The sequence below is a fragment of the Shewanella maritima genome (assembly GCF_004295345.1).
GTDB lineage: Bacteria > Pseudomonadota > Gammaproteobacteria > Enterobacterales > Shewanellaceae > Shewanella > Shewanella maritima.
This window is the reverse complement of record NZ_CP036200.1, coordinates 3,148,569-3,166,894: the sequence shown is the minus strand read 5'-3', so window position 1 is coordinate 3,166,894 and position 18,326 is coordinate 3,148,569. Positions and strand designations below refer to the sequence as shown.

Sequence of the window (18,326 nt, the reverse complement as noted above, 5' to 3'; positions counted from 1 at the left end):
TGAATGTGAGAGGTAAGCAGGTAGTCAACATACGAGTTAAGCCTTAATTAAGGTGAAGCTAAACTAGCGACACTATAGCGCTCGCCAAATTAAGAGTCTGCACCTAATAAATTCCTAGTTCAAAGGTGTTTACTCTGACCCAAATTTGACCAGCACGTGCCAGAGTAGTTTGAGGTTTTGTTGTTGCTGCCTGTGTGCGGTGCGCTCTTGCCAGGCAGGAAGATGCTGCTCACATTGAAGTGAAGACTGACCAAGCTTATATGGTGTGAGTATTTGCCGCTCATCGTCATTAAGCTCTTCACTCTTAAGCTCCTCTAAACCTAAGCAGTACGTGGCAACTTGAGGCATATCTGGGCCGCGAAAATCAACCGGCACGTCTGCAAGCGCCATTCGATAGCCGCTGTGGTAAGTCAGCTCAAGTTGATACACTCTTGCAACGGTTGCTAGCTGCTCACCAATTGATGTGCCTTGGTAGCTTGGGTCGACAACCAGTAAATCAATATCCCGCTCCAGAGTGACATCCGCATGCACCTGCGCCTCGATGTAATGGTCTAGGTTACTGCCACCGCCTTTGATGCCTGTTAGCTCACTGCGTTTATCAAGATTACATAAATGCTCAATTAACTGCGCTGGTGTTAATGGGTCTTTACCTATGGCAGATTGACGCTCAAAGGTTTCACTTAAAAGCGCAGCAAGCACGGCATCAAAGCAATTGAGGGTACCCCTTTCTTTTGGCAGTCGATAAGAGTCGAGATAGCAAAAACTGCAGCTATTTAACAGCTTAGGCTTAGACAATAAATAGCAACTGCCAAAACGAGGCGCGGGTCCAAAGCTGCTTAAGCCGAGATCTAGTGCGCCATATTTAGGCCGATGTTTAATGCCAGAATAAGCGTTACCAAACAGCTCGTTCTCCCAATGATCGCGACTACCACCAAGCTCAGGCGATAAATGCCCATTTGAGGTATGGGTTTCGAACTGACTTTTATAGATGCCGTCTTTCAACAATCCTTGCGCCACTGTCAGCCCACGGCTATCGAGTCTGTCAGGATGAAAATGAAATGCAATGCGCCCATGCGCGGCAAGCATTGCCATCGCTTGTTGCAACTGAGTAGATGGCACATTCGACATAGCCAACACGTTTTTAATAACGCTATGGCTTTGCTCGCGCAAACAGGCGACAGCTTTATCTATATGGGATAGCGCAAGCTTATTCATAGTTCGCCTTTGCAGGTTAAATTAACGATTGTAGATTGTTGTTATTTTAATCATAGATAAGATTAAGCTAAATTCACCAAATTATTGAATTAAAGCTAGTTTTCAAACTCAGATAACACTAGATAGCGACAGCAGTTAATTTCAATGGCTAAATTGCAAGCACTGATGTTTTGCGGCAAAGTAACAACTGGAATGACATTACATGGAAGCAAAATGAAGCACTCAACCGTTTTTATTACCGGGCTGTTCCTAGCGCTTGGCAGCCTTTTCGTCGGCTTACAAATAGGCAAAGCACAACTAAAACAAACCACGCCAGCAGGCACTATTCAAGCAATAGCTCCTGAGGTTGATGACAAGCCAGATAGCAGTTTACAAACCCAAAGTATTGCTCTGCTGCAACAGCAAATCATTACCCTGCAGAAACAGCTTGCCGATAAAGATGAACTAATCGCGTCAATGCAATCTTCAATGGGATTGTTAGAACAGCAAGTTGAAATTGCCGTTGAGGAAAACCAACAGTTTAGCGAGCGAGACGTCAGCGCGCAATCACCCTTTAAAGATGAGCCTTACACCTTATCGATAGACAACATAAAACAATGGACACCTGAGCCATTTGCCAATGTGATTGCCAGTCAATCTGGCGACATAGTAAAAGCTTACGAAAAACACCATCTAAGCGAGCGCAATGAAGATTGGGCTACAACTGAAGAAGAGCAAATTTTAGCAGCGATTAACCAGCACCCTCTAAGCGGCGACATTCAAATCGATAGCATCAGCTGCAAACAAAATACCTGCGAAATTCGCGCCTTCGAGCTTGCCCCACAAGCTTGGATGGAAGTGTCTAATGGTTTTCGCAACCTCAATGAAAACCGCAGCACTAGCAGTTGGTCTTATCTTGCAGGCTCTGAGCAAGGCACCTTGATTTATATGCTGACCGAGTACAAAGCCAAAGACGCTCAAGACTCAAGTGAAGATGGTGAGTAACGACTAAGCAAATCATGTGGAACCGGTTTGATAGCGCCGTTCATATAATCAACAATCAAAAGTGGTCATTTCGTTATGACCGCTTTACCAGCGCGATATCCCTAAACGTCGGTGAAAATACGAAAATCAGTGAAGAAGGGAGTATCAGTGACAATAGCCATGTCACTGTAGTGAGAAGCTTTAGTTACTTCGCTCCAAAGCGCAAGATTAACTTTAGCTACCAAGGTCAGCAATATCAGCTATCGATATCCTGGCTGCTCCTATGGCGCAGCCAGTTGCTTGAACACTCAGCTGAATCAACGAGTGTTGTCATCAAAGAGGTGTTTACTAAACGAAGACGCCGCTCAATCACTATCGGTTGCTATGTTGCGCTGCTCAGTGCAATCAAGCTAGGGCTAATGTATGCCCATGCTTAATAAACAAGCCACAGGCCCGAATAACCTTTAAAGCGAACAATCTTAACGCTAACCAGCTTTATACCAATTGAGATAAATAAGTGTTCAGAGATTACGCAGGAAAAATCGCTTAGAACAAGGCTGAAATTGCAGCTAGCTAGTTGCTCTACCTACAAAATTTCTAACGAAGTTATAAGCGATTTTAACCAGTAAGAATGATCACATACTTGTGTTAATTGGTATTAAACAAACCAAGCGCGGAAGGTGCGGTTTTTAAGGCGTCCTTTAGTGATTTTATTGAGCGCGGTTTTAGCCAAAGCTTGTGGCACTGCAACGTACGAGCGAATATCGGTCACTTTAATCTTACCAATCTGGTTACCCGCAATCTCTTTGCCATTCGTTAGACAACCAACAATGTCACCTGGGCGCAGCTTGTGCTTCTTACCGCCGTCAATTTGAATGGTAACCATTTCCGCCTGCAGCGGCTGTTTAGTTAACACGCTCATATCGGGTAACGCTTTTGGAGATACCTCAAGTTTCATGGCATCTTCAATGGCTGTGATCTTGTACATTTCTTCTAGGTTATAGAAGGTGTACGCCACGCCAGTACTACCTGCGCGCCCCGTACGACCAATGCGGTGAATATGCACTTCAGTGTCATAAGCAATTTGATAGTTAAACACGGCATCTAGCTCATCAATGTCTAAACCGCGGGCAGCAACATCAGTCGCCACTAGAATACGCGCACTCTTGTTGGCAAATTGCAGCAGCATTTTATCGCGATCGCGCTGCTCTAAATCACCATGCAGCGCCAAAACGCTAAAGCCTTTGTCTGCTAGACTGTCTGCTACTTTTTGAGTTTCACGCTTGGTATTACAGAACACCACAGCGCTACTAGGCTGCTTGTCTAGCAGCAATAGCTCTAACGCCTCAATCCGATTTTGCCCATCTTGCATCTCAAAGAACTGCTGCTCAATGGTGACATCATCGTGGGTCGTCTCAACCTTAACCATGGTTGGCTTAACCATAATTTGCTCAGCGATAGTTTGAATCTGCTCAGGGTAAGTTGCGCTGAATAATAGCGTCTGTCGGTGCTGCGGCATCTGGGCGATAATGTGGTCAAGATGATCTTGAAAACCCATTTCTAACATGCGGTCGGCTTCATCAAGCACCAACATGTTGACGTTATTTAGGTTCAAACGCCCGCTGTCAAGATGGTCAACAATACGCCCAGGGGTACCAACAATAATATGTGCGCCATGCTCAAGCGAGCCAATTTGCGGCCCCATTGGCACACCACCACATAAGGTCAACACCTTCACGTTGTGGGTACCACGCGCTAGTGTGCGGATTTCTTTAGCGACCTGATCGGCCAGCTCACGAGTCGGGCACAACACAATGGTTTGAATACGAAAGCGTTTTACATTGAGCTTGTTCAGCAACCCAAGGCCAAATGCCGCTGTTTTTCCACTACCGGTTTTGGCCTGAGCAATCACATCTTTACCCGACAAAATAGCTGGCAAGCTCTCAGCCTGAATCTGGGTCATCTGGGTGAAGTTCATCGTTTCGAGGTTGGCGAGTAAATCCGGCTTTAGCTGCAAAGATGCAAAAGAACTCGACGCCGCTTGGTTAGTTGATTGACTCACATATCCCCCTTAACAAAACTCACTTTACCATCAGGCAAAAACAAAAAGACCAAGGCAAATTAGGCTTAGATAGCGCCAACCTTGGTCGTCTACTGCTATTGTAACAAGTCTTAGCAATGAATGCCCGATTTTGATGCCGAGGCTTGAGCTTAAATTCGTAATCGGCAAAACAGTTTGACTGTTGGCAAGCCAATAATTGAGCGCAAGCAAAGTCCTCTGACAAAAGCGCGAATATAAGTTTAAAAACCAAGCAAGCTAGGTTGAAGTTTAGATACTCTAACAAGAAAGTTTGAGGTAATAATTAGGCTCAGCATTAGGGCCTGTTGATCTTTGCTGATTAGAATTTGTTCGAATTAAAAGCACTTTAATCGCGACGCGAGCGATGACGTCTAGTCACCTAAACAAATTCGCTCGCAACAAAGAGTAAAGTGCTTTTAAACGAACCTTTCAGGCAGCGCTTGTTGTCATTTCTACTGCGTTAACGACTTATCATGTGGAACAACCACACATCAAAGTCGTTGCCTTGTATAAATTTCCAACAAGCAGCTGCAAAAATAATCTTGAAAGGTCAGCAGGCCCTTATAACTACAACTCAAAAGCACGCGATTAAGACAGAAAAAACACCTTACCACATAATTAAAACATGATATTTTTTATAAACTTATGGTATTCGCAACCACTGGTTGACAAAAAACCAACTGAGCTTGCTAGTGTGCAACCAATCGTTTTTCTATTGTGATGGCTACATTACTGACCAAGGATAATCACAGATGATATTAGCGGACAAAATAATCAAACTAAGGAAGCAATTAGGCTGGTCGCAAGAAGAGTTAGCTGAAAAAGTGAATGTATCAAGACAGTCTGTTTCCAAGTGGGAGAGTGCAAGTAGCATTCCTGACTTAAACAGAATCATCATGTTGGCAGAGTTGTTTGAGGTATCAACTGACTTTCTACTAAAAGATGAACACGACACCTTTGAGCCAAGCTCACAAAGTAGCCATCAGGATGCCAACCTTCATCAAGTAACAATTGAAGAAGCGACGAGATACGTGGCAAGCAAAATTGAGGTAGCGAACATCAACACTAAAGGCGCCATATTATGTGTTTGCTCTGTTGTGCCGCTGTTTTTTTTCTTGGCAATGGCTGAGACGGGCCGCATGGGCATGACCGGTGATATTGCGGCAGCAGCAGGCGTGGTGGCTATTTTAGTTTTAGTCTCAATCGCTGTGAGTTTTTTCCTTAAAACCAATCAATTTGATAAGGATATTGAGTTAATCGACAACGAGAAATTTGAGTTATCTTACGGCGTACACAGCGTGTTTCAAGAAAAGTTAGAAAGCTACAAACCCGCTTACAACCGCAGATTATCTATAGGTATATTTCTATTTATCATTAGCTTTGTGCCGTTAATGTTGGGCGCTATTCTCAACTGCCAATCCGACACCATTTTAATGCTAATGGTAGTACTTATGATCATGATATCAACAGGCATATTCGTTGTATCACCTGCTTCAGCAACATTTGATGCCTACAATAATATTCTTAAAGAAAGTTTTGCTAACAAAGAAAAGAGCAAGCGGGCTAAGCGCGCCGAAAAACTAGCAGCCTTCTACTGGCCTCTTTTAGTCGCCGTGTATTTAGGTTGGAGCTTATGGACAATGAACTGGGGTATCACTTGGATAGTGTGGCCTGTTGGCTCAGTTTTATATGCCGCCTTGCTAGGGTTAATGGAGTTATTCGAAAAAGAAGACTAACCTGAAAGTGGGCAGATAAGCGTTATCTGCCCTCAACATCATAAAGTTTAAGTTAATCTAGTAAATACAATTGACCCAGTTAATCCAATTAATCAATAGTTCCAAACTTGCCAGACTCATAATCGGCAATCGCTTGCTGAATCTGTTGCTGAGTATTCATCACAAACGGCCCCATGTGCACAATATTCTCATTGATGGGATCACCGGCAAGCACCAGCATCCCAGCGCCATCGTCGGCGGCAACTAGCTCAACTAACTCTGCACTATCGACAACCAACAATTGACCATCAGTAAAACGAGTTTGCACGCCCTGATAAGTTGCGATAACTGCGCCGCTATAGACATAAATACTCACAGCACCATACTGCGATAGGTTCAATTTAGCGCTCGCATTCGCTGCTAAGTTCACATCGGCAATCGCCGCATTTCCTGCAAGCTGTGCAGCTAACTTCCCGTCGTAGCCACTTTGGCTAATGATGGCTGACACTGTTGATTCAGGTTGGTCTGCAAAGCGCCAATCTCCCGCCAGCGGCGTTAAACTTGCCCCATTTTTATTGGTCAAAACTTTCGCTTGTTGCTCACTTGAGTCGCGGTACTGCGGCGCCCGCATCTTATCTTTGGCTGGCATATTCAACCAAATTTGAAAACCATGTAGCCCATGGTCACTATCAGCAATGGGCATTTCAGAATGCACGACACCACGCCCAGTGCTCATCCATTGCACATCACCCGCCTTGATTTGCTTAACATTGCCAAGTTGATCCTTATGCTCAAAACCACCTTTACGAATGTAGGTAAAAGTTTCGATGCCGCGGTGAGGATGCGGTGGAAACCCAGCCATATAGTCCGACTCGTCATCTGATTTAAGCTCATCAATCATTAAGTACGGGTCAAAGCGTGTATTGCCAAAATCGGCAATACGACGAATTTTAACGCCGTCACCATCCATCGCAGCTCGGGCTGAAAATTTAGCAAGTAATTTCATCACTCTTCCTCCTGCGCATGCGCCAACGTAGGCATGCTCAATATTTGCAATGAAATTAGATTAGCAACCACAAATGCGAATAAAAAGCGCATAAAACCGCACTTTTAATTCGTAAAATTCGAATACAAATAGCTGTAACAGTAAAATCATTACTGCAGTTAAAAGGAAACACATCTAATCTGGATTAGTTTCAAACGTGGATCTGGGGTAAAGAAATGCCAATAGCGCTTAACATCTGGGCTAAACCTAGCTTGATGTTTCTACAAGATGCTGCTGTCTGATTAGAGGCATTTTCAACAACGCTTTAGTTGTGATAAAAATATTAATCACACTAAAAATAAAACGAAAACCCAAAAGACCATCACAGCAGTCATCGCTTTTTAGCCAAAGCGCTGTACATACAAAATAACGCAAAAACTAAAAGAAATAGTGCCCAGTTGCACAGAGCAAACAAGCAGTAGAGGTACCTTATGCCAGAAGCAGCTCACGGCGAATTCACCATTCAAGTAACAGGCAATTTAATCTGCACAAAAATGACAGGCTCTTATAACGAAGCTGGGGCTACCGCCTATACCCAAGCTGTCATGGAACAGGTAAAACGACTGAATGGCAAACCTTTTGGCATTGTAGCCGACAACCGCGGAGTATTAGGGGGTACGCCAGAAGCTTACGCAGTATTAGATGAATACAATGTGTGGATGGAAGACAACAATATGCACGCTAAAGCAGTGGTATTTAACGCTAAGATCATGGCTACGATTCTCAAAAATCAATCACCATCTATGCAGGCCGAGAATATTCAGATGTTTACTGATTTAAATCAAGCCAATCGATGGATCGAAAATAAACTTGAACAAATAAAGGCATAACGCTCATCCGATGCACGAACTTAACTGAGCGTAAACCAACTAAAACAAAGCCCCGCTTACTTGCGGGGCTTTGACGATAACAAACAAAAATGAATTAGTCGCAGCATTGCTTTTTACGGCACAATTTAAAATTACGCCAATGCGCCAGCGCGACAATCAATGCGCCAATTAAAGTCGCGATTTTTTCACCGACTTCGCCCAAAAAATCATGACCAAAGAAAGCCGACACCATCAAGACTGCCAACCCTGTTAATGCAAGTAACCACACTTTAGTATCTTTATGGCGCTTACAACCTAAGGTAACCGCCACTGCACTAGTTGGAAGTACTACCCAAACGAGCATTTCATGGAAATGATGGTCAGCAATTGGCAATGCAGACAAAGATGGGAGCAGCACCAGTAGAATCGGTGTGGCGACACAATGCACGGCGCACAGTGCTGAGACACCAATAGCCAGTCTATCCAATGCCAGTTGAGCTGTATTTGTCATGATACTTCCTGCGTCACTTAAAACCTTACTAAAATAATAGCGCTATATTAAACATTAAAAACTTGTTAAATGCTACTAAGTATCATTATCAACAGTAAATTTAATCAGCGAACTTAAGTGTTTTTCTAATCACAGGAATATTTAAATAGATCTTATTCTGTGGGTCTTCGTTATTAAAGCTCGCTGGCAATAGCTCAAAATCTGGCTTGTCGGCATATTCGTAATCACTCTTTGGCAACCAACTCCCCCAAATGTAGCGCAGAGTACTTTCTAGCTCCGCGATAGGTCCTACGTGGGTGAACTGCGCATAGGTTTGCGCCTCAAGTTCACGAGTGATCATCTGCTCAGGCACATCATCAAAGTTACTGACTTCCACCGAGCAAATATATACAAACTGGGTTTTATCATCAGCCTCTTGATACGACTCATATATGCCAAAAAAATCACTTCCTACTCGATTGGCAACACTGTCACGGTAGGGACGAAAGGCCGACCACAACTTAGGCAAGCTTAAATCGCCATCGTCATACTCTGCTGCAATGCCAACAATTTTCATTGCGGGGCGCTGAATTATCTCTGGCTCCATCGAAATACGCGATTGCAGGTAATCAAGATCTTGCTCAGTAAAAGGTCGCCGATACAGCAAGCGATAAGGCTCATTAAGCTTGCGGTACTTAGCTGGCGTCATATTAAACTGCGCCTTAAATGCCCTTGTAAAAGCCTCTTGCGAGTCAAACTGACTATCTATTGCCACCTCTAGTACACCGACATCCTCAGTAAGCAATCGTTTTGCTGCAAGAGTTAGCCTGCGCTTTCTTAAATACTCTTTAGGCGTATCACCCACTAACGCTTTAAAAATGCGGCTGTAATGATAGGTTGAATAATGCGAGGCGGCAGCAATTTGGTGGACACTTATCGCTTCATCTAGGTGTTGTTCAATAAAGTCGATACTATTAAAAAATCGCTGCATTATGCCTCCTAGCCAGGTTATCCATTTCATTAAACAACTGCCGACATTTGACGCGGCTGATGTTCAATGTTCTCTGCATAGTCTTTCAATCCACGCAATAACTTAGCAAAAACTTTTGGAAACATCAGCCTAAGCAAAGGGTACATAGGATAAGCAAACCACTTAAGTTGTGGCGAGGCTGTCCAGCTCACCTCGCATTGAGTCGGGCTTATCTCACGCACAGACATAGCAACATGATTTTGCTTAATGGGAATAATTGCCGGGTTATTAATCGGCAGCACATCAAAACTTAGCGTTCTCGCACTTTCACTATAGTGAGTAATCACCTCTTTAACTTGGGGGCCATTAGGCTTTTCGGTTAAATCACACATCCGCCCCACCATAGGCGCACCAAGCTTGCTGCCACCCGGTGCAATGGCTTTAGAAAATGGGATTGGCGCCATCCATAAATAGGCTTTATCAAAGTCATGGGCAATCAGTTTCCACATCTCAGTTGCTGATTTATTGATGGTGACTTTAGAAGTAATTTTCATGATGCTCTCCTGCAAATGTTTTAATTGCGGCTACCTATAAGTCATGTCTAACCGACATCATTTCTTGGGTAGCCTAGTTGTTTTGTTCACCACAAAGTTAAAACATCGGCAATCAGCATTTTTGATATTTCTTGCTATTGTCTACCCGTTCTTAATAAACCAGTCAACGACTAGCCATTATTAAGCTCAAATAACACAAGCTGACAATCGCCCACAAAAAAGAGCGCCAAAGGCGCTCTATTTGCTAAATCTGCCGTGAAAATTACTTCTCTAACGTCACCACATCGCCAATAAGCGCGACGCCAGCAATAACATTTCCTGCACCACATTTAAAAGTCTCAGCGCTGCTGGTTTGATGGTTATCATAGTTTGAGCGGATATTAACAACCGCATTACCACCTTCTTTTTGAGCGCGCTGCTTCAGCGACTTCATTGCAGAGGCAAATGCCCACTGGCATGCCTTTAAATCACTTTTACCGAACGCATTAGTCTTTTTACTGGTTTTAAACTCGCCGAGAGATTTAACGATGGCGCCATGTTGTTGACCGGCAAAATAAAATTCAACGCCTTCACCAATTGCTGACGAAATCTTATTAATAGCCATAGCCTCATTGATTGAAAAATCTTGGATATCTTCACGTGCAGTTGCCGTAGTTGAAATAGAGCCAAGCAACAGCAACATTAGTAACTTTTTCATTTCTTTTCCCTGAAAAATAAAACTGATATTTAGTCCACTAACTTATAATAAAAACAATCATTTAAGCAGCAGATGAATCAAGATAACAAAAGCGTGTTAATAATATAAGTGACCAAAATCAAAAAAGAGCGCCAAGGCGCTCTTTTTTGATTTTGTTTGCAATAGTCGTGAACTATTTCTATTTACTATTAACTACGCAGGCCAATGCCGCGTGAAATCAAATAGTAAGCAATAAACCATAGCGCACCACAAAAGCCAAGCATAATGGCAATGGACAAAGGCACGCTCATGTCAGCAAAACCTAAGAAGCCGTAACGGAACACGTTAATCACATACACTACAGGGTTTAGCGCAGACACACCTTGCCAAAAATCAGGTAGTAATGACAACGAATAAAATACCCCGCCCAAGTAGGTCAATGGCGTCAAGACAAAGGTTGGAATAATACTGATGTCATCATAGCTTTTGGCAAATACCGCGTTGATCAAACCGCCTAAAGCGAACAGCACTGAGGTTAGAAACGCTGTAAGCAGCACCAATCCGGCATGATGCAAGGTGATATCAACAAAGAACATGGCAACCAGGGTAACGATGCAACCCACCAGCAAGCCACGGGCAACACCGCCGCCTACGTAGCCTGCAATCATCACATAATGCGGCACAGGTGCCACCATGATCTCTTCGAGGTTGCGCTGAAACTTAGCACTATAAAATGATGATGCGACATTGGAGAACGAGTTGGTGATCACCGACATCATGATTAAACCAGGCGCAATAAACTCCATGTAGCTCACGCCGCCCATTTGCCCGATACGGCTACCAACTAGGTTACCGAAAATCAGAAAATACAGCGTCATGGTGATGGCTGGCGGCACCAGAGTTTGCACCCAAATACGGGTAAAACGGTTAATTTCTTTAGTTAAAATGCTCTTAAAGGCAATCAAATACAGCTGATTCATTATTTTGCCTCCTTGGCTTTTTCAACTAGCTCAACAAATAGCTCTTCCAGACGGTTAGCTTTATTACGCATCGACAATACTTCGATATTGGCAGCAGACAATAAACTAAACACATCATTAATGTTGTTATCTTTAGCCACATCCACTTCTAGCGTGTGAGCATCCACCAGTCGGCAACGAATGTCGCCTAAGTCCGGCGCACTGCTAATATCTTTTCGCAGGTCAAGAATAAAGGTTTCCATGTTGAGCTTGCTAAGAAGTGCTTTCATAGTCGTGCATTCCACCAGCATACCCTGGTCGATAATTCCTATGTTGCGACACAGCATCTCCGCTTCTTCAAGGTAGTGAGTAGTCAAAATAATCGTCACACCTTCGGCGTTGATTTGTTTTAAGAAATCCCACATTGAGCGGCGCAGCTCAATATCAACGCCAGCAGTAGGTTCATCTAAAATCAACAGTTTCGGCTCATGCATTAGCGCGCGAGCAATCATCAAACGACGCTTCATTCCGCCCGAAAGCTGACGCGCTTGTGAGTCGCGCTTATCCCAGAGATCTAACTGGGTTAAGTACTTTTTCGCTCGCTCCAATGCAACATCACGTTTAACACCATAATAGCCAGCCTGATTCACTACAATCTGCAGCACTTTCTCAAACTGGTTAAAGTTAAATTCTTGCGGCACGAGACCAATCTGCAGCTTAGCTTGCTCTAATTGTTTATCAATGTCATAGCCAAACACTTGCACACTGCCAGCGCTTTTTTGCACCAGCGAGCTGATCACGCCGATGGTCGTCGATTTACCCGCACCATTTGGCCCAAGCAATGCAAAAAAATCGCCTTGTTCCACCGTGAGGTTGAGGGTTTTAACCGCTTCAACTCCACCTTTATAGGTCTTTTTTAGACCTTCTATTACTAATGCATTGGCGCGCTCGCCCATGAAAATTCCCTCTACTACAACAAACAAAAACTCCCGCATGAGCGGGAGCTTTAACAATTACGCTTTTTTATCACTCTAATGGAATAACTTTGGCAATGTAAGGCAGGTTACGATACTGCTCGGCATAATCGATACCATAGCCAACGATAAACTCATCAGGAATGCTCATACCAATAAAGTCGACAGGTACATCAACTTCACGGCGCTCTGGTTTATCTAACAGGGTACACAAAGTTAAGCTCTTCGGGTCACGAAGCAATAACATTTCGCGCACCTTATTAAGCGTATTGCCTGAGTCAATCAGGTCTTCAACAATCAGTACATCACGACCGGCAATATCTGATTGAATGTCTTTTAGCACTTTAACATCACGTGAACTGGTCATCGAATTGCCATAGCTAGACACAGACATAAAGTCGATTTCAACGTGGCCTTTAATGCGGCGGCATAGATCAGCCATGAATACGACAGAGCCTTTAAGCAGGCCAACCATTAATAGACGCTCACTGTCGCCGTAGCGTTCATTAATACGCTGCGCTAAATCGTCTAACATGGTGTCGATTTCTTGGGTAGAAATCATCTCTTCAATGGTGTGCTTCATATGTTTCTCAGTTTTCAATATCATGAGCCTGAGACTGTCCGTAACCCCAGCGACTCGTCAGTGAGTGTGCGATCCCCAGATGGTCGAGAATTCGCGAAACCATGAAGTCTACCAGATCTTCAACCGATTTGGGATTATGATAAAACCCAGGTGCTGCAGGCATAATGGTCGCGCCGTTACGAGTTAGACTCAACATATGCTCTAAGTGTATGGCACTAAAAGGAGTTTCCCGCGGAACCAGTATTAATTGGCCACGCTCCTTTATCACGACATCGGCAGCTCGTTCTAACAAATTATTGCTCATACCAGTGGCAATGGCGGCTAAGGTGCCAGTTGAGCATGGACACACCACCATTTGCTTAGGTGCTGCGCTGCCTGATGCTGGCGGCGAAAACCATTCATCTTTGCCTAGCACCACCAATTCGCCCAAGCCTTGCTGCGATGGCATATCTTCACTTAAATGCGCCATTAATTGCGCTTGTGCTTTATCACTATTGGCACTGAGTTGCAGCCCATGCTCAGTCGCGAGCACCACGCGCGCAGCGCTCGAAATCATTAAAAACACCTGATAATCAGCTGCAAGCAAACAGCTAAGTAGCTTTAGACCATAAGGTGCGCCTGAAGCCCCTGTCCAGGCAAGACTAATGGCTTTATCGGCTTTTCTATATCCCATGAAATTTCCTGCTTAACGAGACAAGCTCAACTTGAGCCTGCTGTCGCTACTTACTATATTTATACCAGCTTAACTCAAGCGCAGTTACAGCCAACTTGAACTATAAGCTACTAGCTACTAGCTACTAGCTACTAGCTACTAGCTACTAGTACGTAGCAGATAACAAACTAGCTTAATGAGCTACTGTTAATGGCTAAAGTTAATTGCTATTTGCCAGCAATCGCGCTTATCAGTTTTTGATGAATGCCATTAAAACCGCCGTTACTCATCACCACAATGGTATCACCTGGACTCACCTGGCTAGCTACTTGCTCAACAATGGCATCAATATCTGTTTGTACGATAACTGGGATTTCAGCATGCGACATGTGTGCTGCGATATCCCAATCAACATTGCCAGCTTGATACAACCAAGCCTTATCAGCAAGGCGAAAAGAATAAGCTAAGGTGTCTTTGTGAATACCGCGTTTCATGGTGTTAGATCTTGGCTCTAGCACCACTATCACCTTGCTTTTACCTACTTTGGCGCGCAGCCCTTGTAAGGTCGTCTCAATAGCGGTTGGGTGATGGGCAAAATCATCATAAATTGCGATACCATTGACAGTGTCAAGCAATTCTAAGCGGCGCTTTGGCGGCGAAAACTCAGTTAAAGCCTCAATAGCTTGAGCTGGTGCAACGCCCACATGACGTGCTGCAGCAATCGCCATCACTGCATTTTCGACGTTATGCTGACCAATCAGTTGCCAGTTAAGTATGCCTTGAGGCTCACCATCAAACCAAACCTCAAACTCATGACCATCATCTGCGATCAGCTTAGTTTGCCACCCTTGCTCTTGCTTTTGCTGTTCAACTCGAGCGGGAGCTTGGCGGGTATAGGTTTCTTGCTCACTCCAGCAGCCCATTTCCATCACCAGTTTTACTGCATCAACATCTTTAGGCCAAATCACTTTGCCTTGCCCTGGCACGGTGCGAATAACATGATTAAATTGACGTTGAATAGCGGCAAGATCGGGGAAGATATCAGCATGATCAAATTCTAGATTGTTGATCACAAGTGTGCGCGGTTGGTAATGCACAAACTTAGAACGCTTATCAAAAAAAGCGCTGTCATATTCGTCTGCTTCAACCACAAAAAAGGGTGAGTTACCTAGGCGCGCTGACACGCCAAAGTTTTGTGGCACCCCGCCAATCAAAAAGCCCGGCTCGTAACCACAGTATTCTAAAATCCATGCCAGCATGCTTGAAGTTGAGGTTTTACCATGGGTGCCCGATACCGCCAATACCCAACGATTAGGCAAAATATGCTCAGATAAAAACTGCGGTCCAGAGGTATATTTAATCCCGCGATTAAGCACAGCTTCAACACACGGATTACCGCGACTCATGGCATTACCAATAACCACAATATCAGGCTGGTTTTCACCTTCTTTGCCAAGCTGCTGCGGGTCAAACCCTTGAATAAGCTCAATACCTTGCTCTTCAAGCTGGGTGCTCATCGGCGGATACACATTGGCATCACTGCCAGTGACTTTATGTCCCATAGCTCGGGCAAGCAGGGCAAGCCCTCCCATAAATGTGCCGCAAATCCCTAAAATATGTACATGCATGCAATAGCTCTTTCGCTAACGATTAATGGGCTCTATTCTAATCTAACTCAGCTTATGCTGTCAGTTAACTCAGGTTAACTTTTGCATAGGTAGTTCAATCTTATAACTATATCGTGGCGCTATCTTGGTTAAATAGAGGCACAAAAAAGGTGAACACCAAGGTTCACCTACCGGAAAAATGGAACAGTTAGTAACTGTAACTTGTTAACCAGCTTGCTATCACCTCAGATATTTGCGGCCACTTGTAAATAATCGCAGCAATCAAAGCCAAAATCATCGGTGACAGTATGAAAAGTCTCAACAACTTTAAACGTCTATATTGATATTGCAATTGGGCGATATCGCTATCCAATTTCACAATCTGGGAATGATATTCTTTCATCGGGTACTCCTTTACCACACGTGACAGCCTTGTATGACAAGTATAATCAATCTTGCCTAGAGCCTAGCTATTTTCGAACCACAAACAGTTGTCACAAATAAGAACGACATACACTCAAACGACGACTATTGCAGGTTTCTCGCCATAAATAAGTGGTTCTATCCTACTGATTTTCATCGTTAAATCCAGTTGTTAAACTTTTGTGATAATTTAGCGATAGACCAGTGATACCCCTTTCTCATACTTGATTGCAATTAAACACAAGGAGAAAGGTTATGAAACGCACACTAATCAACGCCAGCTTGTTAGCAGCAGGTTTAGTCAGCATGGCGAGCTCAGCTGCAGAAATCGAAGTCAGTGTTACCAACCTCACCCATGGTAATCATTTCACCCCTCTACTTATTGCAGCGCACAACAGTGATAGCCATCTATTCCATGTGGGCGACACAGCTACAGCCGCTCTACAAAAAATGGCTGAAGGTGGTGATGTTAGTGACTTAGATGCCGCAGTTATGGGTGCAAGCGGGGTCACCAGTGCAAACCCTGCTGGTGGTTTACTTGCCCCAGGCATGAGCGTAAATGACGTCATGCTAGATACTGGCGACAACATGTACTTGTCTATTGTCGCCATGCTGCTGCCAACAAACGATGCATTTGTTGGTCTCGATAGCTGGAAAATCCCTACTGAAGCAGGCAGCTACACGTTTTATTTGAATGCTTATGATGCAGGTACTGAAGCCAATGATGAAATCATCAATGGCGGCGGCATGTCAGGCGTACCAGGAATTCCTGCTGCACCAGGCGGTGACGGCGGCGCGAATGGTACAGGTGTAATGGATGGTGCAGGCAATACTTATGTGCACATTCATCCGGGCGTGTTGGGTGATACAGATCCAGCTGGCGGTGCCAGTGACCTTGATAGCCGTATTCATCGCTGGTTAAACCCAGTAGCCAAAGTGGTAGTTACCGTAAAATAAGGAGGCCATATGAAATTTTCACATGAGTCAATCAAACCCACTCTGGCGCTAGCCTTGCTATCTAGCCTACTACTAGCAGGTTGTGGTCACGACGATGATGATGTTGTGGTAAATAATGACCCAGAGCCAACGCCACCCGTGATGCTCTCTTATGAAATCGCGGTAAGTAACTTAACGGCTAATCAGCCACTATCGCCAGTTTTTGTAGCAACGCACAGTGCTGACATGCAACTGTGGATGGCAGGACAAGCATCTTCAGTAGCACTTGAAAAGCTAGCTGAAGGCGGTGACACCAGTGACCTAGCAGCAATTAGCGAGCTCACCAGTAACACAACTGGCGCCGGGGTAATTATGCCGGGCATGTCAGAAACATTAAGCTTTAGCATTGAGCAAGATGATGTCGCGAGCGTGAGTTTAGCCACCATGCTAGTTAACACTAACGATGCGTTTGCTGGGGTAAATAATTACGACTTAAGTCAGCTAGAAGTGAATATGCCAAGTAGCATGACCCTTAGGGTGTATGACGCAGGCACCGAAGCCAACAGTGAAGCCAAAGGCACGTTGCCAGGACCAGCTGATGGCGGTGAGGGCTATAACGCAGCGCGGGATGATGTCGATTTTATCCATATTCACCCAGGCGTTATCTCTATGTATGACGGTTTAGCAGACTCAGTGCTGACGCCATCACATCGTTTTGATAACCCAGCGATTAAAGTCACCATCACCCGAACTCAATAAGCTGACTTTTTACGCCTTAACTAGTGCATTTTCGGCGTGATGAAATCTACCGCTTGGTTTACCGCTTCCCAAAACCAATCGGTTTATTTTTCATCACGCTGAAATTTATTGCGCTCGATACAGGTCTGCTTGTCTATGAGCTTATGCTGATAAACACAGGCCGGAGAGATCGGGATGAACGCAACCGCACAACACGGACACACCACACAGCGCATTTTATTGGTCGAAGATGAGCAAGATTTAGCCCAGCTGGTGCAGCTTAACCTCAAGTCAATGAACTATGAGGTATGTCACGCCAGCACACTAAAGCAGGCAATACAGATACTTGAGAGTAAGCGTATAGATCTTATCCTACTCGACCGCATGCTGCCTGATGGTGACGGGATTATGCTATGTCAGCAGCTGCGCGAACAGAGTAAGGCGATGCCGATTATGCTGCTCACCGCGAAAGACTCAGAAGCGGACGTAGTCCTAGGGTTAGAAGCTGGCGCGGATGACTACCTAATTAAGCCATTTAGCGTGCTTGAATTGCGCGCCAGAGTTAAAGCGCTGCTCAGACGCGGCGTAGTGCAAACAGAGCAACAAGCAGAAGTGGCGTTTAACGGGCTCAGTATTAATGCGACCACCAGACAAGTGACTGCCTTTGACAGTGAGCTCGAACTCACTGCCAGAGAGTTTGACTTATTGCTGTTTTTGGCCAAACACCCGCAACAAGTATTTAGCCGCAATCAACTACTTGAGGCGGTATGGGGTTACAGCTATGAAGGCTATGAGCACACAGTTAACAGCCATATTAACCGCCTGCGTAGCAAACTATCGCAATGCAGCGGTGAGGCAGAGTTCGTTAAAACCGTTTGGGGCGTGGGCTATAAATTCTCACCACCGGAAGCGATGGCTCACTAGTGAAAACGACCTC

The 18,326-nt window shown here is 44.6% G+C and carries 19 protein-coding genes; 7 read left to right on the top strand and 12 right to left on the bottom strand.

Annotation, left to right across the window (positions count from 1 at the left end; translation table 11 throughout):
• Positions 1 to 129: 129 nt before the first annotated feature.
• Positions 130 to 1,215, bottom strand: a complete 1,086-nt coding sequence (locus tag EXU30_RS13550; RefSeq protein ID WP_130600885.1) for a DUF3626 domain-containing protein — start codon at positions 1,213 to 1,215, stop codon at positions 130 to 132.
• Between the two features lie 213 nt (positions 1,216 to 1,428).
• On the opposite strand from EXU30_RS13550, the gene EXU30_RS13545 reads away from it, so the two are divergent.
• Together EXU30_RS13545 and EXU30_RS13540 are read left to right on the top strand one after the other, a co-directional pair.
• On the top strand, positions 1,429 to 2,199 hold the full coding sequence (locus tag EXU30_RS13545) for a hypothetical protein (RefSeq protein ID WP_130600883.1): 771 nt from the start codon (positions 1,429 to 1,431) through the stop codon (positions 2,197 to 2,199).
• A 14-nt stretch (positions 2,200 to 2,213) separates the two neighbouring features.
• On the top strand, positions 2,214 to 2,615 hold the full coding sequence (locus tag EXU30_RS13540; RefSeq protein WP_130600881.1) for a hypothetical protein: 402 nt from the start codon (positions 2,214 to 2,216) through the stop codon (positions 2,613 to 2,615).
• Positions 2,616 to 2,836: 221 nt separating this feature from the next.
• On the opposite strand, the gene dbpA is transcribed toward EXU30_RS13540, so the two are convergent.
• Complete coding sequence (gene dbpA / locus EXU30_RS13535; protein WP_130600879.1) at positions 2,837 to 4,240, bottom strand: ATP-dependent RNA helicase DbpA; 1,404 nt, start codon at positions 4,238 to 4,240, stop codon at positions 2,837 to 2,839.
• Between the two features lie 770 nt (positions 4,241 to 5,010).
• Here dbpA and EXU30_RS13525 point away from each other — a divergent pair.
• A complete protein-coding gene (locus EXU30_RS13525; RefSeq protein WP_130600877.1) occupies positions 5,011 to 5,994 on the top strand; it encodes a helix-turn-helix domain-containing protein in 984 nt (327 codons plus the stop codon).
• Between the two features lie 88 nt (positions 5,995 to 6,082).
• Here EXU30_RS13525 and EXU30_RS13520 read toward each other — a convergent pair whose 3' ends face one another.
• Positions 6,083 to 6,979 carry a pirin family protein gene (locus EXU30_RS13520; RefSeq protein ID WP_130603483.1) on the bottom strand — a complete coding sequence of 299 codons (897 nt, stop codon included), beginning with the start codon at positions 6,977 to 6,979 and terminating at the stop codon, positions 6,083 to 6,085.
• Between the two features lie 470 nt (positions 6,980 to 7,449).
• Here EXU30_RS13520 and EXU30_RS13515 point away from each other — a divergent pair, with 470 nt between their 5' ends.
• Positions 7,450 to 7,848 (top strand): hypothetical protein, encoded by a 399-nt coding sequence (locus EXU30_RS13515; protein WP_130600875.1) that lies wholly within the window; start codon positions 7,450 to 7,452, stop codon positions 7,846 to 7,848.
• A 94-nt stretch (positions 7,849 to 7,942) separates the two neighbouring features.
• Here the strand turns inward: EXU30_RS13515 and EXU30_RS13510 are convergent, their stop codons facing one another.
• The 9 genes from EXU30_RS13510 to mpl form a co-directional block, all read right to left on the bottom strand.
• Entirely contained in the window at positions 7,943 to 8,338 is a 396-nt protein-coding gene (locus tag EXU30_RS13510) for a MerC domain-containing protein (RefSeq protein ID WP_130600873.1), read from the bottom strand.
• Positions 8,339 to 8,438: 100 nt separating this feature from the next.
• Entirely contained in the window at positions 8,439 to 9,308 is an 870-nt protein-coding gene (locus EXU30_RS13505) for an AraC family transcriptional regulator (RefSeq protein ID WP_130600871.1), read from the bottom strand.
• Positions 9,309 to 9,337: 29 nt separating this feature from the next.
• On the bottom strand, positions 9,338 to 9,841 hold the full coding sequence (locus EXU30_RS13500) for an SRPBCC family protein (RefSeq protein ID WP_130600869.1): 504 nt from the start codon (positions 9,839 to 9,841) through the stop codon (positions 9,338 to 9,340).
• 262 nt (positions 9,842 to 10,103) lie between these two features.
• The gene (locus tag EXU30_RS13495; protein WP_130600867.1) at positions 10,104 to 10,538 is read right to left on the bottom strand and encodes an excinuclease ABC subunit A; all 435 of its coding nucleotides are present in this window, start codon (positions 10,536 to 10,538) and stop codon (positions 10,104 to 10,106) included.
• Positions 10,539 to 10,726: 188 nt separating this feature from the next.
• Entirely contained in the window at positions 10,727 to 11,497 is a 771-nt protein-coding gene (locus EXU30_RS13490; RefSeq protein WP_130600865.1) for an ABC transporter permease, read from the bottom strand.
• The gene (locus EXU30_RS13485) at positions 11,497 to 12,432 is read right to left on the bottom strand and encodes an ABC transporter ATP-binding protein (RefSeq protein WP_130600863.1); all 936 of its coding nucleotides are present in this window, start codon (positions 12,430 to 12,432) and stop codon (positions 11,497 to 11,499) included. Before EXU30_RS13485 ends, EXU30_RS13490 begins: the two co-directional genes overlap by 1 nt.
• Positions 12,433 to 12,502: 70 nt before the next feature.
• Positions 12,503 to 13,033: a hypoxanthine phosphoribosyltransferase gene (gene hpt, locus EXU30_RS13480; protein WP_130600861.1), complete on the bottom strand. Its 531-nt coding sequence runs from the start codon at positions 13,031 to 13,033 to the stop codon at positions 12,503 to 12,505.
• Between the two features lie 7 nt (positions 13,034 to 13,040).
• Positions 13,041 to 13,706, bottom strand: a complete 666-nt coding sequence (locus EXU30_RS13475) for a flavin prenyltransferase UbiX (RefSeq protein ID WP_130600859.1) — start codon at positions 13,704 to 13,706, stop codon at positions 13,041 to 13,043.
• Positions 13,707 to 13,912: 206 nt separating this feature from the next.
• Positions 13,913 to 15,313 carry a UDP-N-acetylmuramate:L-alanyl-gamma-D-glutamyl-meso-diaminopimelate ligase gene (gene mpl, locus EXU30_RS13470; protein WP_130600857.1) on the bottom strand — a complete coding sequence of 467 codons (1,401 nt, stop codon included), beginning with the start codon at positions 15,311 to 15,313 and terminating at the stop codon, positions 13,913 to 13,915.
• 657 nt (positions 15,314 to 15,970) lie between these two features.
• Between mpl and EXU30_RS13465 the strand changes: the two genes are divergently transcribed.
• The 3 genes from EXU30_RS13465 to EXU30_RS13455 all read left to right on the top strand — a co-directional run bounded on the left by EXU30_RS13465 (position 15,971) and on the right by EXU30_RS13455 (position 18,313).
• Positions 15,971 to 16,672, top strand: a complete 702-nt coding sequence (locus tag EXU30_RS13465) for a spondin domain-containing protein (RefSeq protein WP_130600855.1) — start codon at positions 15,971 to 15,973, stop codon at positions 16,670 to 16,672.
• Between the two features lie 9 nt (positions 16,673 to 16,681).
• Positions 16,682 to 17,410 (top strand): spondin domain-containing protein, encoded by a 729-nt coding sequence (locus EXU30_RS13460; RefSeq protein ID WP_130600853.1) that lies wholly within the window; start codon positions 16,682 to 16,684, stop codon positions 17,408 to 17,410.
• 174 nt (positions 17,411 to 17,584) lie between these two features.
• The gene (locus EXU30_RS13455) at positions 17,585 to 18,313 is read left to right on the top strand and encodes a response regulator transcription factor (RefSeq protein WP_130600851.1); all 729 of its coding nucleotides are present in this window, start codon (positions 17,585 to 17,587) and stop codon (positions 18,311 to 18,313) included.
• The last annotated feature ends 13 nt before the right edge of the window (positions 18,314 to 18,326 follow it).